Origin of the sequence: Paenibacillus sp. FSL L8-0435 (genome assembly GCF_037965655.1) — a bacterium.
Lineage (GTDB): Bacteria > Bacillota > Bacilli > Paenibacillales > Paenibacillaceae > Paenibacillus.
Window position 1 is genome coordinate 3,454,531 of sequence record NZ_CP150185.1, and the last position, 23,129, is coordinate 3,477,659.

The window sequence follows — 23,129 nt, forward strand, 5'->3', positions numbered from 1 at the left end:
ATTGACCGGTTGCCTCTTTGTTTGTCTGCGGCATGTTATTCGAATTTGGAAGGGGGCACGTTGTAGAATTTTTTGAATGCTTTGGAGAACGTAAAGGGGTCGGGATAACCTAGAAATCCGGCAATTTGCTGGATCGTATATTTTTTCTCGTACAGATAGTCTCTCGCCCGGTTCATTTTGATCTGATTGATATACTGCCCCGGTGTAATACCGAGAATTTTTTTGAACAAAGAAATAAAATATTTCTCAGAGACGCCGGCAATATCTGCAAGTTCGTTAACTCGGATGGCACGATGCAGATTTGCATCCACGTATGGAAAGACATTCTGCAGAACCTCCAGACTTCCTTCGATCTTCCTCGGTTTTCGGTCTTTCAGAAACTCACCGTGATACAGGCCTTGCCCGTGTAATTCCAAAATTTTGGCGATGACGAGAAGCAGAGAGGCTTTCAAGTAAAGTGGACTGGCGGAAGCGCCGCTACTCTGCTTGAATCTTCGATAGGACGAGGTGAACAGCGTTGATTCCTCTTGAATCAGATTGCCAGGTACGATGCCTGGGAGTTGAAACTCGCTGAGAATTCGTTTCTGCTCAGCGATGCTGAAATCAAAGTGCATGTATACGAATCGGCACAACTCTCCAGTCGTGGAAGCCGTGTAGGGCATATCCGGATAAAAAAACACGACGTCACCCGGGTTCGCCATATGCTCGATTCCATCGATGGTAATCTTGAGGGAGCCTGCTGTAATGAACCACAGATCATAATCGGAATGAGACTTGTGCTCCGTCCAATTGCCGTCATGCGTTTGTTCCAAATAAGAGCTCATGCGAAGTGTGATATACTCCGAAAGTTCGTCGATTATACTCATATTTACAGTTCCTGTGTGCATCTAATCCAACCTAATCCTCTCGACTTTATGACATCCTTTATATTTCACTATCATAACAAAGGATTTATCTCTTGTTAACTATCGTACGATATGACATGTTTTGAAAACTATCACACATTCCGATTCCAGCTCACTCACCTATAATGAACTTATATCGTTAAGAGGAGGGGTTATTGATGAATGCTACAAGTACACAACATCCAAAGGTAGTTGTTATTGGGGCGGGCAGCCTGTTTTTTGGTCGGCAGTCCATCTGGCAGATGGTACACTCCCCATATTTGAATCAGGGAACGCTGGCTTTGGTGGATACGGACGAGGAACGGCTTTCGAAAATGGTAAAACTAGCGGAGATGGTCGCCAAGGAGAACAACGTATCCCTAAAGATTGAGGGTTCAGTGGACCGAAGAGAGGTACTACCGGGAGCCGACTTCGTTGTGCTCAGCTTTGCGGAAGAATCGGTGAAATATCGGGGCATTGACTGCCAGGTTTCTCTAAAGTATGGAATTCGTATGTGTTCCGGCGATACAATTGGCCCTGGTGGAATCTTTCGCGCGATGCGGGAACTGCCGGTTATTATGGAATGTGCTAAAGACATTGAGGAGTTGTGTCCGGATGCTTGGGTGATCAATTATATTAACCCGTCTACCGTTCATGGCATCGCATTACATCGATATGCACCCAGTCTCAAATCATTTGCGCTGTGCGATAGTCATCATATGCCGCATAAAAAAGCCTATTATGCTGTACGAGCCGGAATCATTGAAAATACAAGCCAGTTCACCGAAGAGATCAACCAGAAATTCGATTTTCGTATCGCGGGTGTTAATCATTTCACTTGGCTGCTCAAAGCCGAGTATGAAGGAAAAAATGTGATGCCCACAATTGCAGAAGCCATGCGCAAGCTGGCAGGTGATGAGAATAACGGCGGTGATCGCGGCGCAAAAGCTCTTTTTAACGATGCGATTACCTATGAACTATATGATATTTTCGGAATCATTCCCACTTGTACGGCGCATACGAAGGAATACGTGCGGTATTGGCAGGGTCTCGGCAAAACTGCGGACACCATTCCTCCATTATCGATCTGGGAGACAGAGGACAGGTATGAGCGTCATGACGAAATGTGGCGTCAGGTGGATGACTTTCTTGCAGGGAACATCCCGATTGCCGATTATATGAGCACCTTTGGACCGGATCATGCGACCGACATCATTGAGAATATGGTGGGGAACTTGGGCAAAAAGTTCTTTATCAATACGCTCAATCAAGGCGCCGTAACCAATATGAATAACGATTCGTTCCTGGAACTCCTGTGCGATGTAGATATGGATGGAGTGAAGCCACTCCATGTAGGCGAAATGCCGCGCGGAATTAGAGGGATGCAAGAACTTGTACTGGATACGCATGAGCTTACGGTTGAAGCTGTTCTGGAACAGAGCTACGAGAAGCTGAGAAGGGCGATGCTCACCGACCCGCTCGTGAATTCCATCAGTGACGCGGACAAGATCATCCATGAATTGTTGGAATTGGAGCGTAAGATGATTCCTGACGTTTGGTACAAGGATAGACTGCAGTATAGCTAAGAGTAGATAACGATCAAAGACCACGTCGGTTCCTTCCAAGGGACTACGTGGTCTTTGTTTTTATCGTTTGTCATGTATCAAGAAATCCTACTCCACTTTAAACAATCCAGCATGGTCTTCATAGTACGAAGTAATAAAATTACGAAATTCTCTTACAGCAGGAGATAACCATTTTTGTTTGACCCAGGAGAGGCTAATTGGATATATAGCGGAATCATCAGCAATTTTTACATAACGTAACCCCAGTGCTCTACATACGGAGATCGGAAGTAATGCAACACCCTGATTAAGCCTGATAATTTCAAGCAGGGTATGAGAATCGACCTCAAATGCATGATTGGGCAGGAAACCTGCTTTTTCACAGAGCATGGTGGTAAATCGGCTGTACTCCTTATTATCGGCAAGGGCAATAAAGGGCTCATTTGCAACAACATTTAATGAAATTCTTGTCTCTCCGCCGTATGCATGATCCGTGGGCACAACCAGAACAATATCCTCCTCAACCAGGACAACACTCTCAATCTCCTCATCCTGAATCGGATGCCCCGTAATCCCCAGATGCATGTCACCTTTCTTCAAACCTGTAATAATTTCACTGCGGGTCCCAATACCCTGATGAAGCTTGGTTTCGGGGGAACCGTTGATATAGTCACTAATGAGACCTGTGAGGAACCGAGTATTCGTAATTGAGATCCGGATTGTATTGGATATTTGCTGTTCCTCCGCTTTAATCTCCATCTCTGCATTTTCAATTTCAATAAAAATCCTGTTCACATGTTTCAATAAAATTTCACCTGAGGGATTCAATTGAATGTTTCGTCCTCTCCTATGAAATAGAGGGGTACCCAGTTCATCCTCAAGTCTTTTAATCGTCAAGCTTAGGGAAGGTTGAGCAATATTCAATTGCGCAGCTGCCTTGGAGATATGCTCAGTATAGGCAACGATCTGAAAGTATTTGAGCTGAAGCAATTCCATTTATCTGCACTCCTTATTTATTCTGATAAATATATATAGTACTTATTATGTATTATATTAAATTTAAATATTGATGTAGAATTTTTTTATGAGATACAGATCAAATTTTAACTAACAAAATTCAACTAAATTTATAAGGTAGGTGTCTTTGATGAAAATCGATGTGAATAACATAGCTAAAAATCTGAATACACCCCTAACGGCTCCGGCATACCCGATGCCACCGTACAAATTCGTGAATCGTGAATACTTGAATATTATTTACCGAACTGATGAAAAAGCGTTGTGGGCAGCCGTACCAGAACCTCTCGAAATTACGGAACCACTGGTTAAATTCGAAGTGATGTGGATGCCAGATGTTTCTGGACTGGGTGCTTATACAGAAGCTGGACAAGTTATCCCTGTACAATTCAATGGGGAGGAAGGCGATTATGTACATTCGATGTATGTAGATAATTTCCCCGCGATTGCAAGTGGTCGAGAGCTCACCGCCTATCCGAAAAAGCTGGGTGCGCCCAAGTTGTATACCGATTCAGATACACTTGTTGGCACACTAGATTATGGGACGCTGCGTGTAGCCACGGCAACGATGGGCTATAAACATGTGGAGATGGATAAGGAGTTCGCCAAACGTGAAATATGCCGACCTAATTTTATGATTAAGATTGCTACGGACTATACCGGGAATTTAAGAATATGTGATCTGATCCGTACTCAAATTACGGACATCGAAGTGAAGGAAGCTTGGACAGGACCTGCCCGACTTCAACTGTTCGAACATGCGCTTGCACCTCTTGCAGATCTGCCTGTGTTGGAAGTGGTGTCCGCTTCTCATATCCTTACCAACCTAACCTTAAACGCAGCACAACCTGTATATAACTATCTGGAAGAAAAATAAGGAGGAAATTAAAATGAGAATTGCAATTGTAGGCGCAGGATCTTTGGGAACCATCGTCGGGGCATACCTTGCGGATGGGGGACTGGACGTTGAGTTAATTGATGCATATCAGGAACATGTAAATGCTTTAAATCAGACAGGTGCTAGAGTAACAGGTACTACAGAGTTTCAGGCCAAAGTAAACGCAATTACTCCTGATCAAAAATCAGGACAGTATGACCTCGTTTTACTATTAACCAAACAACTTTATAACGATTCAATTCTTCAGGAATTACTTCCATTTTTGAAAGAAGACAGTATGGTGTGTTCCTTGCAGAACGGGATTCCGGAAGAAAAAGTGGCGTCCATCGTGGGTGAAAAACGTGTCATTGCAGGCTCCGTTGAATTTGGCGCTACGTTCATTGAACCAGGTGTATCAAGTCTGACTACCGAGTACACTCAATTTAAGCAGTATGCTTTTCAGATTGGCGAATTAAATGGTGAAATCACCGAACGAATTCAACGTGTGAAATCGGTGTTGGATCTTGTGGGTGGAACACATATTTCCGATAACCTGGTTGGAACCAAATGGTCCAAATTGTTGATTAACAATGCATTCAGTGGTTTGTCCGCTGCATTGAATGGGGAATACGGAGACATTATCGATCATGAAGCCGGCATTGTGAGTGCAGCTCATATTGCGGACGAGACGATTAAAGTTGCTCGTGCCAATGGGGTCACTTTGGTTAAAATGAATGGATTCGACATCGCTTCACTCGAACTGAACAGCACAGAAGATATTCCTGAACGGGTGAAAACATTACGTTACGTGATGGAGCCCTCCAGACTGCTCAAAGCAAGCATGCTTCAAGATCTGGAGAAAAACCGCAAAACAGAGATTGATTATATTAACGGGGTTGTTTCCAGCAGGGCAGAAGGTACTGGAATTGTGACACCTTATAATGATTTAGTTGTAAAACTGGTCAAATCTGCTGAAGAAACGCGAACCGTTCCTGATTTTGACACGAACATAAAAGCTTTTGAAGAACTATTAAGTGCACAATAATAATTTCAATTATTTCAACTGAAAGTCGCTAATATAGCGGCTTTTTTGTTGCATCAGTAAATCTAGTCAGGCTTGAATTTACGACGGATAGAATATTCTTTGTAATTTTTGTTTCCTAATATTATACAAAAAGGGGGATTAAATTTGATATAATGTAGACTTGCTGGTTATTTTTCTATTCGAAGGAGATTCATTATGAGGTACTCTTGGTGGGAATTCGGGTTTTATTTGGTTGTATTAATGTTTGTCTTGTTTATGCAAATAAACGAATATCCTCTATTTCTGATTGTGGGGGTTGTAGTCGTTACCATTCTTATCGCGTTTATTAAGCATGTTTTTTATCCTTTAGTATTTGATAAGCGTATAGATCGTTTAGAGTCCTTTTTATCCAAGCAACAAAATACACCTGGGACATACATTATTTATGTTCTTGCAAACAGACTTGATGATGAGGTAGAACTAGTTATGGAGCAAATTATGCAGAAATATAAGAGAAGAACAACACAAGCACAGTTCAAGGCAGCTCACGGATTATATCGCAAGGATATGTTTGCCATTCGGCAAGCTGTACCTCATATCGGCTTATCGGACTACCGTACATATTACGAAACCATTCTACTCTTGGAAGACGGGAAAAGTGAAGTAGCGCTTGAAAGACTTCAATCCATTAAAAAACAGTGGATGCGATCAACATTGCTCGCGGGTATTGAACTCAAAGCAGAAAACCGTGATACCGCTATTCAGCACGCGCATGAAGCACTTAACTCTTCCAGAGGTGTTAATCGTTATGTTTTATATAAGGAATACGAAAGAGTATTACCAGAGGTTGTTGAACACATATCGTAAGATGGTGAAAATGTTTTGAAAAAATAAACCGTGCTTCACGGTTTATTTTTTCCATTTGCTAGTACAGGTGCCAGTCCTTCCTTAGCAAAAATAGAGGGGAGAACCGTCAGTAACCTCTCACGCGTAAGAGGATCATCGTAATTCCAGCCAGCTTCTACTACAAATACATTACCGGGTCCCAACATGCCAACCAAACTTTGGAGTGGAGAAGGAATATTTAAATGCATCTCCTCCTGAGGTATCATCACGAAGTTTCGGTCTCCAGCGTATTGTGTGATTTTATTGTGATCGATTTGTATCCAAGGTCTGCCATTAATGATCAGTTGATTTACGGATTCAGTGGGTCGAAAGCCAAGTGATTCATACACGGTAGCAGCAAATCCCGTCTGTCCCATAACATATATGTTTCTGCCCAGCACCAGATAAACAGTTGCTCGTTCTCCTGCAATATAATCATCCGCCAATTGTCGCCGTATCCTCCTGACACTCTCCTCATAGCGGTCGATCCACTGTTCAGCCGTTCTGCTTCGACCGAAAAGATCCGCAATATAACGAAGACGCTCAAAAGTGCTGGTTGATTCGTGATAAACGATGGTAGGGGCAATGGCATCCAGTCGAGGTAACTGCTGCTCACTATAGTTGCCTAACAGTATAAGATCAGGGTTCAGTAGGGAGACTTGTTCCGGTACGCCTTGCAGTCCAATATCCGGGATCTGATGCAGTTTGTTTCGATATATGACTTGTGATTTCATTGTAGTTATACCCGCGCCGACTGGACGGATACCGATAGCAAGCAACTCACCAAGGGTATTGGTACCTGTGGCCACGATTCGTATAGCCGCATCTGGGAGGGAAATCTGCCTGCCGAGGGAATCGGTTATCGTTCTTTGCCTGGTACGTCTTAGTATATTGGCGTATTCCCGGGGAGGGTGTCCTGTGAGCTGATGAAAGCGTCGACTGAAATAATACTCATCCTTAAAACCGACTTGTCGGGATATTTCACGTAAGGTCTCGGTAGAACGGGACAGTAGTCTTTTAGCGTGCTGGACCCTAATCTCTGTCAGGTAGTCCGTCGGCTTCTTGCCAGTCATCACCTTAAACAATTTGCTATATTGCCATCGTACCATGCCGGCCATTTCGGCCAAAAGCTCTACGGTAAGATCTTCGTTGTAGTGCTGCTCCATATAGCTGAGTGTACGCTGTACCGCTTGATCATTTTGCACTGGCGGAGCAGCGCTTTCTAGCTGAGCCATCAGGCTAAGTATCAGTTGCAGCCGGACCTGAGTAACTGCTGATTTTGAATGATGCGTAGGCGTAAATTTCTTCTCCTGCAACCGATTTTGCTTGTTTGATTGCAAAGGCAGCGGAGAGATCCAGTCCTCTCCTGTCAACGCCAATTTTATAGTAGAAAGAGACAGCCTGTAAGGAAAGCCCAGAATAAGAGGAGGGCAAGCCGGAAGCAGAGTCAACTGATCCACTTGAAAAGCAAGAAAGGTAAACCGAGCTATATGCGCTTGCTCTTTTATCGTTTTGACAATGTATGATTGCTGAGTAGGGAGCAGAATACAACTGCCTTGGCTCAGATCTTGGGAGATGTTGTTTGTTAACAGCCGAATTCCATGATCCAGAGCAATAAGCAATGTATATTCATTGGCAGCCTTGCTCTTGGTTGATGGATTATGATGATTGGTTTCCTGCAGTGGTGTGAGCTGAAGCAGATCATGCTGCTGCAGTTGGATGTAAAGGGAAGCCATTTGCATTCTGGAGCACTCCGATCTAGTGATAATAATTCTCAATTACTAGTTTACCACATTTTACACGTTAGAGAATGTTTCGTTACAGACCTTATTACACGCAGTAAAAGTTTACAAAATCCAAAAATCCTCCATAACCCAAAGGGGTTGGAGGATTTTTGACGTTATCTATGCGATATTATTGATTCATCCATTTCGGTAGTTCATCAAGCAATTGCTCCAGTGCCAGCAGGTTGTCGGTATTCCAATCGGCTGATGCTGTGTAAACGTGTCCTTGCTGAACGGCCGGCAATGTTTTCCATAGTGTGCTCTGTAACAACCGATCAGATTCAGCTCGACTTTCGTCATTATCCAGCGTTAGGACAAAGAGATGATCTCCTGCATAGTCCGGCATTAGTTCTTCCGAAAGTTCGACGAATGTTAGCTCCTTGTCGATAATGTTTTGCTGGATTGCTGGTGGAATTGCAAATCCGTGCTCTTGATACAAGACTACACCCAATGAACGATTGCCCATCGCATAGAGCTGTTTACCCAACTGCAAGAAGATGGTCGCTGTCTCGCCCTCTGCCACATTCAGCTTGTCCCACATCGCTTCCGCTTTTGTATCAAATCTGCTGATCCATTGCTCTGCCTCATCCTGTTTGCCAAAAATGTTGCCAAGTTCGCGGACGCGTTCCGTAAATGGTAACGCCGAGTTGAACGGAATGGTAGGCGCAATCTTCGAAAAAGCGGTGTTTCGGTCAGCATCTTGGTTATAACCATTCAAAATCAAGTCAGGCTGCAAGGCTGTTATTGCCTCCAAATCACCAGGATTTCCGACATCCTCAATACCTTCTAATCGGTCTACAATATAGCTTTCGGAAGCATGAATCAGATTGGCTCCAACGACGGGAATATCCATGGCGAGGAGATCTCCAAGTGTTGAACCAAGATAGATCACCCGTTGCGGCTGAGTGGGTATTTCAATCACTTCGCCTGTTTGGGTTGTATAGCTTTTTGTCGTTTGTTCGTTGGTCTTCACAGCTTCTTGTGAAGGAGCGCTTTCCGAACGGCTGCATGCTGCAAGGACGGATAGAAGAAGGAAGCATGCTCCCCATATGAATAGGTGTTTCTTTATTGTACTGTTCATCATTGTTTCCCCCTAAGTTCTCTTTTTCTCATTGATAACCATTATCAATTACAACGTAATTATAGGTGCCTTTTCAGCGGCTTACAATGAAAAAAACGCAGTGAATTTATTTGTACAAATGTCAATGCGTGTATCTATTTGTTCGTTGCTTTATTTTCAATCCGCAGGTGTGTTGTCATCGGAGTATGCGTGATCAAAAACAGCTTGCTGTATAAGGAATTAATAACCTTTGGATAATAATTACATTGACAACTGCAGGTTTTTCCAAAATAATAGGATGTAATTGAATACTGGTACCTTTAATTCAGTCCAGAGAGGCTGGCAAGGGCAGCGGATTTCATAATCACGCGAGAATCAGGGCTTATCCCGTCATGGGATGCTCTGTGTCTTCGCGCGGGTTATGATGCAAAAAGGGCTACTTGTCAGTGTATAACTTGACGAGTAGCCTCTTTTTTCTGCTTTTTTTGGTATCAGATACACTTTCTGTTGGGGGTATTCTGATGAGCAAACAAGATCAAGAATTTTCATGGCAAGCGGTGCCGAAAGCACAAAGAAACCAATTTTGGAAGACGTTATCCGTCATGCTCGGTTTCACATTTTTCTCAGCAAGCATGCTGGCAGGAGGGACATTGGGCGTCAGCTTGACGTTCATGGAGTTTATGGGTATCGTGCTCGCAGGCAATCTTGTGCTCGGTATTTATACAGGGGCACTGGCACATATCGCTGCCAAAACGGGCCTGTCCACACATTTGCTCGCTAAATATGCGTTCGGTGCAAAAGGGTCGTATCTGCCCTCGTTCCTGTTAGGCTTCACTCAGGTTGGATGGTTCGGAGTAGGTGTAGCCATGTTCGCAATCCCGGTTGCCAAAGCCATGGACTGGAACGTGTACCTGCTCATCATCGTGTTCGGACTTGCCATGACAGCATCAGCCATCTTCGGTATGAAGTCACTTGTCATTCTCGGATATATCGCGGTTCCTGCGATTGCCATTCTCGGTGGTTACTCCATGTTCGAAGGGGCAGGTTCGCTGGGTGGTCTGCAAGGGTTGCTTGAATACACGCCGACTCAGTCGCTTACCACGGCGGCAGCATTAACGATCTGTATCGGATCATTTATAAGCGGCGGAACACTGACACCCGATTTTGCGCGGTTTTCCCGGACATCGAAACAGGCAGTTACCGCAACAGTGATTGCATTCTTCCTGGGTAACTCACTCATGTTTCTGTTCGGTGCAGTTGGTGCGATGGCCTATAACCTGGCCGATATCTCAGAGGTGATGTTCCTGCAAGGGTTAATGATCCCGGCAATTATTGTTCTGGGCCTGAATATCTGGACAACGAATGATAATGCACTGTACGCTTCGGGTCTTGGTTTTGCCAACATCACCAAAATCTCAAAGAAATTCTTCGTCATCGTTAACGGCATCGTGGGTACCGTATTCGCCATGTGGATGTACAACAACTTCGTCAGTTTCCTGAACGTACTGGGCGCGGCGGTACCGTCCATCGGGGCTATTATTATCGCAGATTACTTCATTGTGAAACGTAGAAACTATAAGCCATTTGCCGACATGTCATTCAAAAATGTAAACTGGGTAGCGATGGTGGCTTGGGCCATCGGCGTGGCATTCGCCCAACTGGCTCCTGGCGTAACACCATTGAACGCACTGCTTGGTACAGCAGTGGCCTATATCGTCTTGATGCTGATTGTTCCTGCGAAAGAATCGAAAGAAATGGGGAAAATAAATGATTATACAGAACGCAAAATTGCGGGGTAAAGAAGGACTATGGAATATCGTTGTGAAAGACGGAAAGTTTGAACGAATCACACAATCGTTGGAAGTGACTGAAAATGAGGAAATCCTGGATGTCAACGGATCGCTTGTCCTGCCACCTTTCATTGAGCCACATATTCATCTCGATACAACGCTCACCGCAGGCGAGCCAGAGTGGAATCTAAGCGGAACGCTGTTCGAAGGCATCCAGCGCTGGTCAGAGCGCAAGGCTTTCTTAACACATGAGGATGTGAAAACACGCTCCAAAACGGCACTCAAGTGGCAATTGGCACAGGGCATCCAGCATGTACGAACACATGTCGACGTTACCGATCCAAGCTTGATTGCTGTTAAAGCAATGCTTGAAGTAAAAGAAGAGATGGCTCCATATATGGACATCCAGCTTGTTGCTTTTCCACAGGAAGGCATTCACTCTTATCCAAACGGGGCAGAATTACTGGAAGAGTCACTGAAAATGGGCGTTGACGTGGTCGGCGGCATTCCACATTTCGAATTCACACGGGAATACGGCGTTGATTCGATGAAAGTTGCCTTTGATCTGGCTGAAAAATACGACCGTCTGATCGATATCCATTGTGATGAAATCGATGACGAGCAATCCCGTTTTGTTGAAGTTGTTGCCAAGGAAGCCTTCGAACGTGGACTGGGTTCACGCACAACGGCAAGTCATACAACCGCGATGGGGTCATATAATGACGCTTATACGTACAAGTTGTTCCGTTTGCTGAAGATGGCTGATTTGAACTTTGTCTCCAATCCACTGGTTAACATTCATCTGCAAGGACGCTTCGATACGTATCCGAAAAGAAGAGGGTTGACGCGGGTTAAAGAGCTGCAGGAAGCAGGTCTGAATGTGTGCTTTGGTCACGATGACATCTTCGATCCTTGGTATCCGCTCGGTACAGGCAACATGCTGCAAGTACTGCACATGGGGATTCATGCTTCGCAGTTGCTTGGTTACGACCAGATCGTGAATTCAATTGACCTCATTACGAAAAACAGCGCTAGAACGTTACACATTGAGGATGTATACGGTATTGAAGAGGGTAAACCTGCTAACTTCATCGTACTTGAAGCAGAGAATGAATATGAGGCTGTTCGCAAACAAGCCGGCGTACTTTATTCCTACAGAGGCGGTCGTAAAATTGCGGAATCGAAGCCGCGAGACACATCCATCATATTTGAGGGCGGTACAGAGAAGGTTAATTTCAATAAATAATGAAGAAGAACGAATCCCATTAAAAGTCGCTATTTAAGCGGCTTTTTTGCTTTTTCACCTGTTATACTGCCTGACCTATACGATGTATTTTATAAGGAACATGAAAGGTATCAACAGACAAATTGAAAAACCTCCCTATGTTTATAGAGGAGGTCTTTGTGTACTCATATTTTTGCCACAGTTGAGTAGAGTACTACTTGTTTTTTTTTACAACAATCCTGCCCATTTCAGACCATGCCAGATCCCGTCCTGCTCCGCACTTGCTGTAACATGAGACGCCAGTTGTTGTAGAGAATGCGGGGAGTTGCCCATGGCAATGCTACAGCCTGCATAACGGAACATCTCCAGATCATTGAAGTTATCGCCAAAAGCATACACCTGTTCAGGGGAGAATCCCAAGCGGTCTGCGAGTCGGGAAACCCCTTCGGCTTTGGAGCCTCCCGCGGGTAGAACGTCCATGGACAACGGATGCCAGCGTACAAAGTGGAGATCACGAAACCTTTCACGGTATACCGTTTCCTCTTCTGGTGAGCAGAATAACATCGTCTGATAGATGAGTCTATTTGTACAAAAGCTTTTGCTAAACCCAGGATACGTGACACCAAGCGAAGTTAGACAAAGGTCTACATGCGGATGATATTCCTGACTGCAGCTCATCTGTGAATGATCCAGATAAACGAGAGGATGTCCCGACAACTCAGCAAATGCAGACAATTGCTCCAAAGCTTCCGAACAGATGGGATTACTGTGAATGAGTTCTCCTTGATGCATCACATATTGTCCATTGAAACTAACATAAGACTCCAGCTCCAGTTCAAGCCGAACCTGTTCCAACATAAACGGAGATCGACCTGAAGCTAAAGCGACCACATGTCCGTCTTTCTTTAATGCAAGAACGGCTTGTTTCGCGGAAGCGGGAATTCGATTATGGCGGTCGAGCAGCGTACCATCAATGTCAAAAAAAATCAGTTTTGGGCTTTGAGTCATAACGTCACACTCCTTCACCGCCGACGGAAGAAAGACTCAAACTTACTTGTTCATTCAGGGCGAAAGGAAGAGGGGAGATGACTTCCCAACGTTTCGTATCACTACGAATATCATAGTGAAATTCTTTCCCTTGAAACTGAACATTGGCGATCTCGCCCATTATTCCAGCTTCACTGGAAGGTTGTAAATGGAACTCATCGGGTCTAACGGGATACAAACCGTTGGATTTAAAATAGTGTGCAACATGCTTGCCAGGCCAAGCAATATTCGTACCGCCTTCAGGGACGAACATATCTGCATCCCAGTGACCTTTGACCAAATTCGACTTCGATACAAACCTCGCCACGAATTCGGTCTCTGGCCGCAAATAAATCTCCTGCGGCGTGCCAGCCTGTTCAATACGACCATCCTTCATCACGATAATTCGGTCAGCCATGGCAAGGGCTTCTCCCTGATCATGCGTAACATAAACTACGGCTGATTTCGTATTCCGATGTACTTGTTGAATCTCACGCCGCATATCCATGCGAAGCATGGCATCCAGACTGCTGAGTGGTTCATCCATCAGCAGCAATGAGGGCTGGGGAGCGATGGCGCGTGCAATAGCGACGCGTTGTTTTTGCCCTCCGGATAGCTCATGCGGCATACGTTCGGCCAGATGGGACAGTCCAGACATATTCAGGACTTCCTGAATGCGGTTCTGCTCGTTATTTTTAATATGAGGAGGTGTTGATTTATGTGTTCTAATGGGAAAACGGACATGTTCGGATACATTCATATGCGGCCAAAGTGCGAAGGACTGGAACACCATGCCAATTCTCCGTTTCTCCGGAGGTAGCAATGTCCCTGAACCTGCAACTACCTTGCCATCCATCAGAACATTACCGCTGCTTGGCTGCTCAAATCCGGCAAGGATGCGCAGCAATGTGGTTTTTCCACAGCCTGACGGTCCAAGAATCGCCACGAATTCGCCATCCTTAATCGTTAAATCAATGGAATGAAGAGCCTGGTAACTTCCGAAAGATTTGCTAACCTGTTGAATCTGGATACTCATGATTTCACTCCCTTACGAGTTGCCCAACGTTGAGCGATGAGCAAAATAACTCCGCCTGCTGCAATAAGTGCGACAATCAGACTGGACAATGCAGTTGAATAGAGAGTATCTCCTGCCTGTTCAAAACTAAATATGGTAACACCAATAGTCTGTGAACCTGATGAATATAACAATGCTGATACAGTAAGCTCGGTCAAGGCAGTCAGGAAGACCAACATACCTCCGGTCAGAATACCCGGCAGAAGTAAGGGAAGCAGAACAGCAGTCCACTTACGCCAGAAACCGGCTCCGGATATCCGCGCGGCTTCTTCCATGGATGCATCCAACTGCATGAATGAAGTGACACTTGAACGGATCTGAAGAATAAGGAATCGGCAGATGTAGGCAATAAACAAAATGGTCATGGTGCCATAGATGCCAGGGTTCCAACCGGGAACCGGCTCCATCCATACCAGAATCATGGACAGTGCGAATACAATGCCGGGTAGTGTATAGGGAACAGCAGTGGCCAGTTCGGCCATTTTATTGAATTGATTAGGTTTGCGAACTCGTATATAAGCAAATCCTGAACCAATAATCAGACAAGCCAGCATCGTGACAAGAGAGAGGACCAGGCTGTTCTGGATCGCCTGCCATACACGCTCATTCTCGAAGAGAATATATCTATAATTGTCCAGGGTCATATTCGCACGAGTCAGACCGAGACCATACGCTCTTTTTAAAGACATCGAGATCATTGAAGACAACGGAATAATTGTAATCAGTGCGAGACCTGCCCATATGGCCAAGGTCAGCGGCTTGCGCATGCAACCCAAATTATACCTTGGGGTAAGATCAGGTTGCATCGTATCCGAAGCATGACTTTTACGTAAAAGAATCCATTGCAACAGACTGCCGACTACCGCAGCAGCACCGAGTAGTACAGATAACGATGCACCACGGGCAAATGCCGAAGGGCCGAATCCAATAATCTCTTCATATATAAGTGTACTGAGAACGGAAATATTCACAGGTGTGCCAAGGAAAGCAGGTATTCCGAAATTGTCCAGCGAAGCCAGGAAAACCAGCAATCCGCCCGCCGTAAGACCCGGAAGAGCAAGCGGCAGTGTAATACGACGGAAGACCTCGATCCTGCTGGCACCACCGGCTCTGGCTGCCCACTCCAGATCACGCGGGATTTTGCGGAGTACATCCAAAGTGAACATATACACCAACGGAAAATGATGAATACCCATCACAAACACGATGCCGCCCATACTGTACATACTCCAAGGAGCCAGATCGGGATGAATCCATTGCAGAAGATGTGCGAGCCAGCTCTGTGACCCGGTAAATGAAGACCAGGACAACGTGAGAACATAAGAGGGAAGAATAAAACAAAGCATGATTCCCATATGAAGGGCCGATTTGTGTCGTATATCCGTATAGGCGACGACCCAGGCCAGTGCAGTTCCAATCACGAGTGAGAACACAGTTGAACCGATGACGATATATACAGTATTGCGTAATGTGGACCAGAAGCGCTCCTGCTGAAGCAATTCGTTATAATGTGATAACGTTAACCCTTGCTCACCCTGAAAGCTGAGAAGAACCAGCTTCAGGATGGGGTATACAAAGAATAATAGAACAGCTATAGCACCCAACAGGGCGATCAATCGATTCCAACGAAACAGGCTGGGGAGGGAGAAAACGGACTTGCGCCCGTTATCTTGCCCCCTAAGAATGATCATGTTTCTCTTCAATTTCTCCATTCAGACAGCTCCAATCCTTACTCGCCAAACACATTAATGAATTGCTGTTTATCTGTTTCACGATCCGCTGCAAGTTTGGCCGCATCGCCAGGCAAAATCTTCATTTCTGTTACACCTTTCAATCCTTCAGGTGGGGCAATACCTTCACGAATAGGGGAGTAACCGATCTCGGCAGACAACTTCTGGCCCTCTTCAGAGAGAATGAAATCTACAAAGGCTTGAGAAGCCGGTACGTTGGCAGCTTCTTTCATAATCCCGATCGGTTCTGTAATGATGGGAACACCTTCTTCTGGATAGATCAGTTCAACTGGAGAACCTTTCGCTTTTTCGCGTGCGACGAGGTAATCAACAACGACGCCATATGATTTTTCACCGCTGGCTACAGCTTTCATAACAGCACCATTTCCTTTAATTACGGCCATGCCATTCATCTTGGTTTCCTGTAGAAAATCCCATCCAAACCCATCTGTTCGACTAAACACACCGATGTTGTATGCTGCTGCACCAGAGTATAAGGGACTCGGCATAATACTTGCGTCCTTACTGTCCGGCAGGGTCAGCACTTGCCAAGATGTCGGTTGAGTAGTGACTTTTTGGGTGTTGGTAGCGAGTACCGTTGCCATAACCTTCGTACCGGCGTACATACCGTCCGAATCAACCAGATCTGTCGGGATTTCACTTAGCTCTGGGGACTTGTACGATTGCAGAAGGTCATCTTTTTTCAGATTTTCAAAGGTAACGGCATCGGCCAGCAGGAGTACATCCGCCTGTGTTTTACCCGCTTGACGCTCTGCCTGAAGCTTGGCAGTGACTTCTTCGGTTCCGGAACGGAAGATGCTGACTTGAACATCAGGATATTTATCGTTAAACGCCTTTACCAGTTTGCCTGCATCTTCTTCTGGTTGGGATGTATAGAATGAAAGCTTACCTGAGACTGTGCTCGAAGCTGCGCCTGAACTATCTTGATCTGTCGTGGCTTGTCCCTGTGCAGAACAACCGCTGAATACAATCATGCCTGCCAAAAGGGGCAGTAATAACGACTTTTTGAATGGAATCACAGATAATCTCTCCTTTGGTGTCTAGCTGATAGATTAGAGTAAGAACGTATGGATTGCCTGTGCAACGCCATCTTCAGCGTTGCTGGCAGTGACAACATTAGCGATTTCCTTCACATGAAGCTCTGCATTTCCCATGGCGATTCCTAATCCTGCCCATTGCAGCATGTCCAGATCATTATCATAGTCTCCGGCTGCAGCTACCTGCTCGCGTTCGATCTGATGTGCATGACATAAACGTTCCAGTGCGCCTCGTTTACTGACTCCGGCTGAATTAACATCAAACCGCAAACTTCCTGTTCGTGTACATTGGAATAACCCTGATTCTTCAAGGGTACGAAATAGGTTTTCGCGTGAGTCGTGATCTGTACAGATCACGGCTGCTTTGAACAGCATGCCTGGCATCTGGTTTACAAAGGTTCTGAAATCCTTTCCGACTTCAACGAAGCGAATAAGATCAGCCTCTATAGCATCAAGTTCATCACGTTCTTCGAAAGAATCCAATTCCGGTCTGTTGACCCTATTGTTGATGGCCCAGTTCCTATTGATATCATTAATCTCTTGAACATAGAGGACATTGTATCCATAGAAATGGATGTAGGCTTCTTCTTGCTGGATGATATCCAACATGAACAGCATATCTTCTATTTTCAGCGCAACGCCATCAAGCAGTTGTCCTGTCAAGGGATCTACCGTTACGGCACCGTTTAGTGCTACCAGTGGGAAATTCATGGAGACTTCCTTAGCATGTGACCATACGGAAGCGGGAAATCGTCCAGATGCAATCGTGACATTCACTTCCGCTGAGATTAATTGTTGAATGGAACTTCGTGTCTTAGGTGTTATCATTTTATCTGGATTGAGCATCGTACCGTCCAGATCAAGGGCTAACAATCTGTACATGAACATATTCCTCCCGGATCGATTAACTTACACAACATACATACGAAGTGGTTCGGGGATATCCACAGGCCCTTGGAAAGAGCGACTTGCTTCATCCCGCATGAACTCCAGATCGCCATCTCCGGGAAGATGGACAAGGACGAGCTGCTTGACGTTAGCCTGACCAGCAATCATGCCTGCCTGAAGTGCATTCATATGTCCTTGGCCAGTTGTATGTACACTGCCTTCACAGATGGTAGCCTCACATAGAAAGATGTCTGCATCACGAGCAAGTTCGATAAGAGAATCACAGTACGAGGTATCACCGGAATACACCAGCACCTTGCCTTGATATGTGATTTTAACGGCATAACATGTAATGGTATGCTGCACCTGTACAAATTCGATTTCTGCGCCAGCAAGCTGAATTTTGGATGAAGGATCAATCGAGATGATCTCGGTATGTTCACCATATAGACCATTCAGAATATCCACTGGATTATCCGGTGCATACAGCTTCAGTTTATTCAACATGCGACCATTGCGGATCGCACCCGCTGCAGCATATTGAAGGACTCCCAGATCGGCGATATGATCATGGTGCAAGTGAGACAAAATAACACCTGATAGATCTTCCACGCATGTCTCACTGGGGAGTTTACTCATAACGCCGCTGCCACAGTCCAACAAAATCTGCCCTTCATCTGTGGTTACAAGGTATCCCGCGGTTGCTCCGCCAGAGGCGGGATAACCACCCCAGTAACCTAATATCTTCACATTCATCTTTGCACCTCTGTCTGTCTTGATCTACATTCTTTACAAATGTTCCGTACAGTTACAATTGTAAAAAGGGTTTGTTTCTCTCGTGTCAACCGAAAGTCAATCTTTTGTAAAACTGCTTTTGGCAAAGTTATCCTGGCTTGACTCCGCCGCGAATCCCATTTTATAGTGGGAAATGTGTTAGAAGGGAAATTTAAACGTCAAAGGCGGACTTATATGTGAATATAGACGAACGCAAAAATATGATAAGAGTCTGTAAGATGTATTATTATGAATCCTGGACACAGGAGAAGATTGCGGAGAAGTTAGGTGTATCCAGGCCAGTCATCTCCAAGATGCTGCAACGTGCGAAGGAAGAGGGCATTATTGAGATTGTCATTCATGATGATGATTACGAAACGTCCAAATTGGAGAAAAAACTGGAAGACATATTTAACCTCAAACAGGTGTTGGTCGTCCCAACCAAGGATCTGAATAAAGAGTTGTTGTCGAGTGCTGTAGGCAAGGCTGCCGCTCAATTTGTCCAAAAATTGATTAAAAACGGTGACCGTGTAGGTGTCTCATGGGGCAATACGCTCTATCATATGGTGCGAGAGTTCCCTTTGGAGAAAAAAGAGAATGTCAAAATTATTCCACTGGTGGGTGGAACAGGGAATTCGCGCAATGAAATGCACTCTAATCAGATCGCCTATGAGTTATCCAAAAAAATGGGCGTAACCTGTGATACGTTATATGCTCCGGCCGTTGTGGAAACAGAAGAGTTAAGGGAGCAGATTGTTGGCATGCCTAATATTTCGGCCGTTCTTAAAGAGGGGGAGAATATCAATCTAGCGCTGGTGGGGATCGGAAATCCGTATTCCATGTCAACGAAGGAACGATCGGGTTATCTTAATGAGCAAGTGTTAACTGAATTAAAGGCACTTCACACGGTAGCGGATATTAATTCTGTGTTTATTACTCGTGAAGGTACAATCACCGAGCATCCCATTAATCATAGAGTCATTGGCCTTGGACTGGAGCAGTTAAAGAAGACTAAAACGGTGGTAGGCATGGCCTTTGGTTTGCACAAAATAGACTGCATACTGGCTGCTTTGCGGGGTGGATATATTAATATGCTCATTACGGATGAAGCCACAGCAAGTCATATTACGAAAATTTGATGTTCGAGAAACATCCTTTCGTTTGGCTAATGAAACAAGTTGAAGCCGAGACTAAATGTATATTCATGAAGCCAGGAGAACGACAAGGTTCTCCTGTGCACCTATAAGAAGGACTAACCATTTAGCCTACCTTTATGGCTTCACTAGAAGCCTGCTTCCCACCTTTTTTACGAACAAAACTAATGATCAGCAGTAGCAGTGGTAACAAGCCAAATAAAAAAATGGAGATATTGCCAAGAAAATCACCTAAAGCTAATGTTTCCTCCAGGTTTTTTGGCAAGTAAGCAATTACATATAAGACTGGCAACATCGCGAATTGTATGCTCGTAATATTTTTGAGACGAAACAAATCTCGGATCCCGATTGCCGCAAAATAGTGTTTAAAAGCATACGTTGCAAAGATCTGCATCAGCCAAAATACAATAAACAGTGATTCATAACGCTCAAAAAGAAACCCCTCAATTTCAAAACTTCGAACCATATCGAACGTTGGCCACATCCGTGTTTGAATTCCTGGCAAAGATAAATTCCCTACAACGGTGACAATCGTGATCAAATAGATAATCGTGCAAATAAGTATGCTGTATATAGCAGCTTTATTGCTCGCTTTCACGTCCACCATGTAAGCTGTGATGATGAGTAAAACTTCATATCCAGAATAGGAGAGACACGAAGGTTTAAGACCCTTCAACACAGGCATGAATCCATCGCCCAGAAGTGGTCTGAGGTTATTAAGTTCAAACATCTTGCTGCTTAAAAGGAAAACCAGTGCTAGCAACACAAGCGTAACGGGCAACACAATGGAAAAAACTCGGATGATGATTTTTAGACCACCTGTTAACATATAGATACCAATCCATAAACTAACCATGATGGTAACCCAACTAGGCGTGCGCTCAAGGATGTACATACTTGTAATTTCGGCCATGACTCTGACTTCGAATGAACAAAGAACAACAAAATACACGATAATTAAAAGTCCCAATAGATAAGCAATCCATTGACCTGTGATTTCGGGTATAAATTCGAACACCGTTTTACCGGGGAATCTACGACACAAGGTTACAAGGAGAATGCTGATTGTGGTTACAATTAATCCTGATAAAATAACAGCAATCCATACATCTGGTGTTCCTACTGCTTTACTAATTGTGCGAGGGAGTGTTAGAATTCCAGCTCCGAGTATTGAATTGATAACTACAATAATGACCTCGGAGGTATTAATATTAGTTGTGGATTGCTTCATTGGACTTCGCTCCAAACCGGAGAATATATTTCTAGGTAGTATCGCCCAACGCAGTTGTTTTATGTAAAAATGCTGTACTGATATAATGTAGTGATATCCAATAATGAATTGAAGATGAGGATGTAGGTTATGCCAAAGAACGATAATATGTTAGCCATTCTATGGATGCTGAATTCAGGCAGCAAGGTAACTGCAAAACAGATGTCCGAAAAGTTAGAAATCAATATAAGAACCGTATATCGATATATTGATGCATTATGCACCAGTGGAGTACCGATTATTTCCGATACAGGTCACAACGGCGGGTATAGCTTGCTGAATCAGCATATCAAAGCACCTCTGTTATTTGATATTGAAGAAAAAAAGGCACTTCTCCAAGCTGCTGTGTTTGCAAAAGAAGCTGGATACCCTTTGAGTGAGGCATTGGACAATGCAACATCCAAATTGAGAATGTATTCAAATCAGGATCAGGAAAACACACTTCGTCGTCATTTAGCAGGGTTTAACGTTATCAATCGCATGGGAGATCCATCCGTTCAGCCGATCTTGGCGGAATTGGAGCAAGCCGTGGCTAATGATTGCTCTGTCGAAATTGATTATCGCAGAAGCCGTGATGAACAACCCAAGAATAGAGTAATAGACCCTTATGGAATGGTTTACTGGAATAATAAATGGTATACCATTGCGTTTTGCCACTTGAGAAATGAGTTCCGCAGCTTTCGGGCAGATCGGATTCTGCGAATCAACCCTACTCCGCTCCGCTTTAAGCGTTCGGAATCTTTTTCTGCTCGTGAATTATTTATGCAAAATTTATTACCTGATGTAGTGGGCAAAGAGGGGGTAATTTCCTTGGTTATCGAAGGCCGATCAGAGGCATTGGATGACTTGGGGCTGCATTGGTTTATGGGACATTATCTGAAAGAGCGGACTTCTAATCAAGCCATCTTTTTATTTGATGAAAAATCAATTGATACATACGTCCCCTATTTTCTCCTATCCTATGGGAAATCCATTCAAGTCATCGAACCACAGCGTGTGAAGGACAGACTTGTTGCTGTTGTATCCGAGTTAATGGAATACTATCAACTTTAACAACTTCACTGACAGTATTTGAACTTATCGGATTTTGATCTGTGAACTTGATAAAAAAGTTGCGAAGCTTTGCTGCTTTGGATATGATTATCTAATGTTCGATTAAAAAAATACTTATGTAATCAATTAATGATAAAAGATAGTGAGGTAAGAAAAAATGATCGCAAAAACAGAAGAAGATTTTAATGGCTTGAAGGAAATTGGCAAAATTGTAGCTTCTATTAGAGATGAATTGGTTCAAAGAACCATCCCAGGGATAACCACTAAAGAACTTGATGATTTGGCAGGAGAGCTTTTTGAGAAAGCTGGCGCAGTTTCTGCTCCAAAAAGTGAATATAATTTCCCGGGATTTACTTGTATTAGTGTTAATGAAGAAGTGGCACATGGTATTCCGGGAGATCGGGTTATTCAAGAAGGGGACATCGTCAATATTGATGTGTCTGGCTCCAAGAACAGTTATTTTGCAGATACGGGAATCTCGTTTGTCGTAGGCAAAGGTGAAGAAGTGTTAACGAAAATATGCGACGTTGTTAAACTGGCATTTGAAGCAGGTCTTAAAAAGGCAAAACCAGGCTCCAAAAAAAGCGGAATCGGGAAAGCCGTATTCCAAACTGCCAGACAGCATGAATTAACGGTTATTAAAAACCTTACAGGACATGGTGTTGGACGTGGAATACACGAAGCACCTGACCACATCTATAATTATAATGATCCATCGGATGATGAATTGTTAAAAGAAGGCATGGTTATTGCTTTCGAGCCATTTATCTCAACTTCAGAAGAAGAAGTAGTTCAAACTGGAGATGGCTGGACCTTTGTTACTAAAAACAGCTATGTAGCTCAAATAGAACATACCATTATACTTACTAAAAATGGTCCGATTATTGTCACTCTTTAAGGTGTTCAAACTGAAAGTCGCTAAATTAGCGACTTTTTTTGTTTTTGTTTTATTGGTACGTCAAAGCTAATCAAAATATAAACGTTCACTTA

General features: G+C 44.2%; 20 protein-coding genes. 9 read left to right on the plus strand and 11 right to left on the minus strand.

Annotated elements, in window-relative coordinates:
- Positions 1 to 35 precede the first annotated feature (35 nt).
- The gene (locus tag NST33_RS15035) at positions 36 to 887 is read right to left on the minus strand and encodes an AraC family transcriptional regulator (protein ID WP_221821156.1); all 852 of its coding nucleotides are present in this window, start codon (positions 885 to 887) and stop codon (positions 36 to 38) included.
- Positions 888 to 1,063: 176 nt separating this feature from the next.
- On the opposite strand from NST33_RS15035, the gene NST33_RS15040 reads away from it, so the two are divergent.
- Positions 1,064 to 2,470: a glycoside hydrolase family 4 gene (locus NST33_RS15040; protein ID WP_221821157.1), complete on the plus strand. Its 1,407-nt coding sequence runs from the start codon at positions 1,064 to 1,066 to the stop codon at positions 2,468 to 2,470.
- Between the two features lie 87 nt (positions 2,471 to 2,557).
- Here NST33_RS15040 and NST33_RS15045 read toward each other — a convergent pair whose 3' ends face one another.
- Entirely contained in the window at positions 2,558 to 3,445 is an 888-nt protein-coding gene (locus NST33_RS15045; RefSeq protein ID WP_221821158.1) for a LysR family transcriptional regulator, read from the minus strand.
- A gap of 151 nt (positions 3,446 to 3,596) precedes the next feature.
- Between NST33_RS15045 and NST33_RS15050 the strand changes: the two genes are divergently transcribed.
- The 3 genes from NST33_RS15050 (at position 3,597) to NST33_RS15060 (ending at position 6,234) form a co-directional block, all read left to right on the plus strand.
- The gene (locus NST33_RS15050; RefSeq protein ID WP_221821159.1) at positions 3,597 to 4,343 is read left to right on the plus strand and encodes an acetoacetate decarboxylase; all 747 of its coding nucleotides are present in this window, start codon (positions 3,597 to 3,599) and stop codon (positions 4,341 to 4,343) included.
- A 13-nt stretch (positions 4,344 to 4,356) separates the two neighbouring features.
- A complete protein-coding gene (locus tag NST33_RS15055; protein ID WP_221821160.1) occupies positions 4,357 to 5,388 on the plus strand; it encodes a ketopantoate reductase family protein in 1,032 nt (343 codons plus the stop codon).
- Between the two features lie 195 nt (positions 5,389 to 5,583).
- Positions 5,584 to 6,234, plus strand: coding sequence for a hypothetical protein (locus tag NST33_RS15060; RefSeq protein ID WP_221821161.1), 651 nt, complete (start codon positions 5,584 to 5,586; stop codon positions 6,232 to 6,234).
- 35 nt (positions 6,235 to 6,269) lie between these two features.
- On the opposite strand, the gene NST33_RS15065 is transcribed toward NST33_RS15060, so the two are convergent.
- Positions 6,270 to 7,994, minus strand: a complete 1,725-nt coding sequence (locus NST33_RS15065; protein WP_221821162.1) for an AraC family transcriptional regulator — start codon at positions 7,992 to 7,994, stop codon at positions 6,270 to 6,272.
- Positions 7,995 to 8,166: 172 nt separating this feature from the next.
- A complete protein-coding gene (locus tag NST33_RS15070; protein ID WP_339185203.1) occupies positions 8,167 to 9,120 on the minus strand; it encodes an ABC transporter substrate-binding protein in 954 nt (317 codons plus the stop codon).
- Between the two features lie 497 nt (positions 9,121 to 9,617).
- On the opposite strand from NST33_RS15070, the gene codB reads away from it, so the two are divergent.
- Both codB and NST33_RS15080 read left to right on the plus strand, forming a co-directional pair.
- Positions 9,618 to 10,895 carry a cytosine permease gene (gene codB, locus NST33_RS15075; RefSeq protein WP_221821164.1) on the plus strand — a complete coding sequence of 426 codons (1,278 nt, stop codon included), beginning with the start codon at positions 9,618 to 9,620 and terminating at the stop codon, positions 10,893 to 10,895.
- Entirely contained in the window at positions 10,864 to 12,132 is a 1,269-nt protein-coding gene (locus NST33_RS15080) for a cytosine deaminase (RefSeq protein ID WP_221821165.1), read from the plus strand. The genes codB and NST33_RS15080 overlap by 32 nt, the downstream gene beginning before the upstream one ends.
- A 207-nt stretch (positions 12,133 to 12,339) precedes the next feature.
- Here NST33_RS15080 and NST33_RS15085 read toward each other — a convergent pair whose 3' ends face one another.
- Genes NST33_RS15085 through NST33_RS15110 form a run of 6 tightly spaced genes read right to left on the minus strand, consistent with a single transcriptional unit; the run spans position 12,340 to position 18,644 of the window.
- Positions 12,340 to 13,119: a Cof-type HAD-IIB family hydrolase gene (locus NST33_RS15085; RefSeq protein WP_221821166.1), complete on the minus strand. Its 780-nt coding sequence runs from the start codon at positions 13,117 to 13,119 to the stop codon at positions 12,340 to 12,342.
- Positions 13,120 to 13,123: 4 nt separating this feature from the next.
- A complete protein-coding gene (locus NST33_RS15090; RefSeq protein WP_221821167.1) occupies positions 13,124 to 14,173 on the minus strand; it encodes an ABC transporter ATP-binding protein in 1,050 nt (349 codons plus the stop codon).
- On the minus strand, positions 14,170 to 15,924 hold the full coding sequence (locus NST33_RS15095) for an iron ABC transporter permease (RefSeq protein WP_221821168.1): 1,755 nt from the start codon (positions 15,922 to 15,924) through the stop codon (positions 14,170 to 14,172). The genes NST33_RS15090 and NST33_RS15095 overlap by 4 nt, the downstream gene beginning before the upstream one ends.
- A gap of 17 nt (positions 15,925 to 15,941) precedes the next feature.
- A complete protein-coding gene (locus tag NST33_RS15100) occupies positions 15,942 to 16,982 on the minus strand; it encodes an ABC transporter substrate-binding protein (RefSeq protein ID WP_313771451.1) in 1,041 nt (346 codons plus the stop codon).
- Positions 16,983 to 17,015: 33 nt separating this feature from the next.
- Positions 17,016 to 17,882, minus strand: a complete 867-nt coding sequence (locus NST33_RS15105; RefSeq protein ID WP_221821169.1) for a Cof-type HAD-IIB family hydrolase — start codon at positions 17,880 to 17,882, stop codon at positions 17,016 to 17,018.
- 27 nt (positions 17,883 to 17,909) lie between these two features.
- Positions 17,910 to 18,644 carry an MBL fold metallo-hydrolase gene (locus tag NST33_RS15110; RefSeq protein WP_221821170.1) on the minus strand — a complete coding sequence of 245 codons (735 nt, stop codon included), beginning with the start codon at positions 18,642 to 18,644 and terminating at the stop codon, positions 17,910 to 17,912.
- A gap of 257 nt (positions 18,645 to 18,901) precedes the next feature.
- Here NST33_RS15110 and NST33_RS15115 point away from each other — a divergent pair, with 257 nt between their 5' ends.
- Positions 18,902 to 19,801 carry a sugar-binding transcriptional regulator gene (locus NST33_RS15115; protein WP_260632751.1) on the plus strand — a complete coding sequence of 300 codons (900 nt, stop codon included), beginning with the start codon at positions 18,902 to 18,904 and terminating at the stop codon, positions 19,799 to 19,801.
- Positions 19,802 to 19,922: 121 nt separating this feature from the next.
- Here the strand turns inward: NST33_RS15115 and NST33_RS15120 are convergent, their stop codons facing one another.
- Positions 19,923 to 21,047, minus strand: a complete 1,125-nt coding sequence (locus NST33_RS15120) for a GerAB/ArcD/ProY family transporter (RefSeq protein ID WP_221821171.1) — start codon at positions 21,045 to 21,047, stop codon at positions 19,923 to 19,925.
- 129 nt (positions 21,048 to 21,176) lie between these two features.
- Here NST33_RS15120 and NST33_RS15125 point away from each other — a divergent pair, with 129 nt between their 5' ends.
- Both NST33_RS15125 and map read left to right on the plus strand, forming a co-directional pair.
- Entirely contained in the window at positions 21,177 to 22,139 is a 963-nt protein-coding gene (locus tag NST33_RS15125; protein WP_221821172.1) for a YafY family protein, read from the plus strand.
- Positions 22,140 to 22,296: 157 nt separating this feature from the next.
- Complete coding sequence (map, locus tag NST33_RS15130; protein WP_221821173.1) at positions 22,297 to 23,037, plus strand: type I methionyl aminopeptidase; 741 nt, start codon at positions 22,297 to 22,299, stop codon at positions 23,035 to 23,037.
- The last annotated feature ends 92 nt before the right edge of the window (positions 23,038 to 23,129 follow it).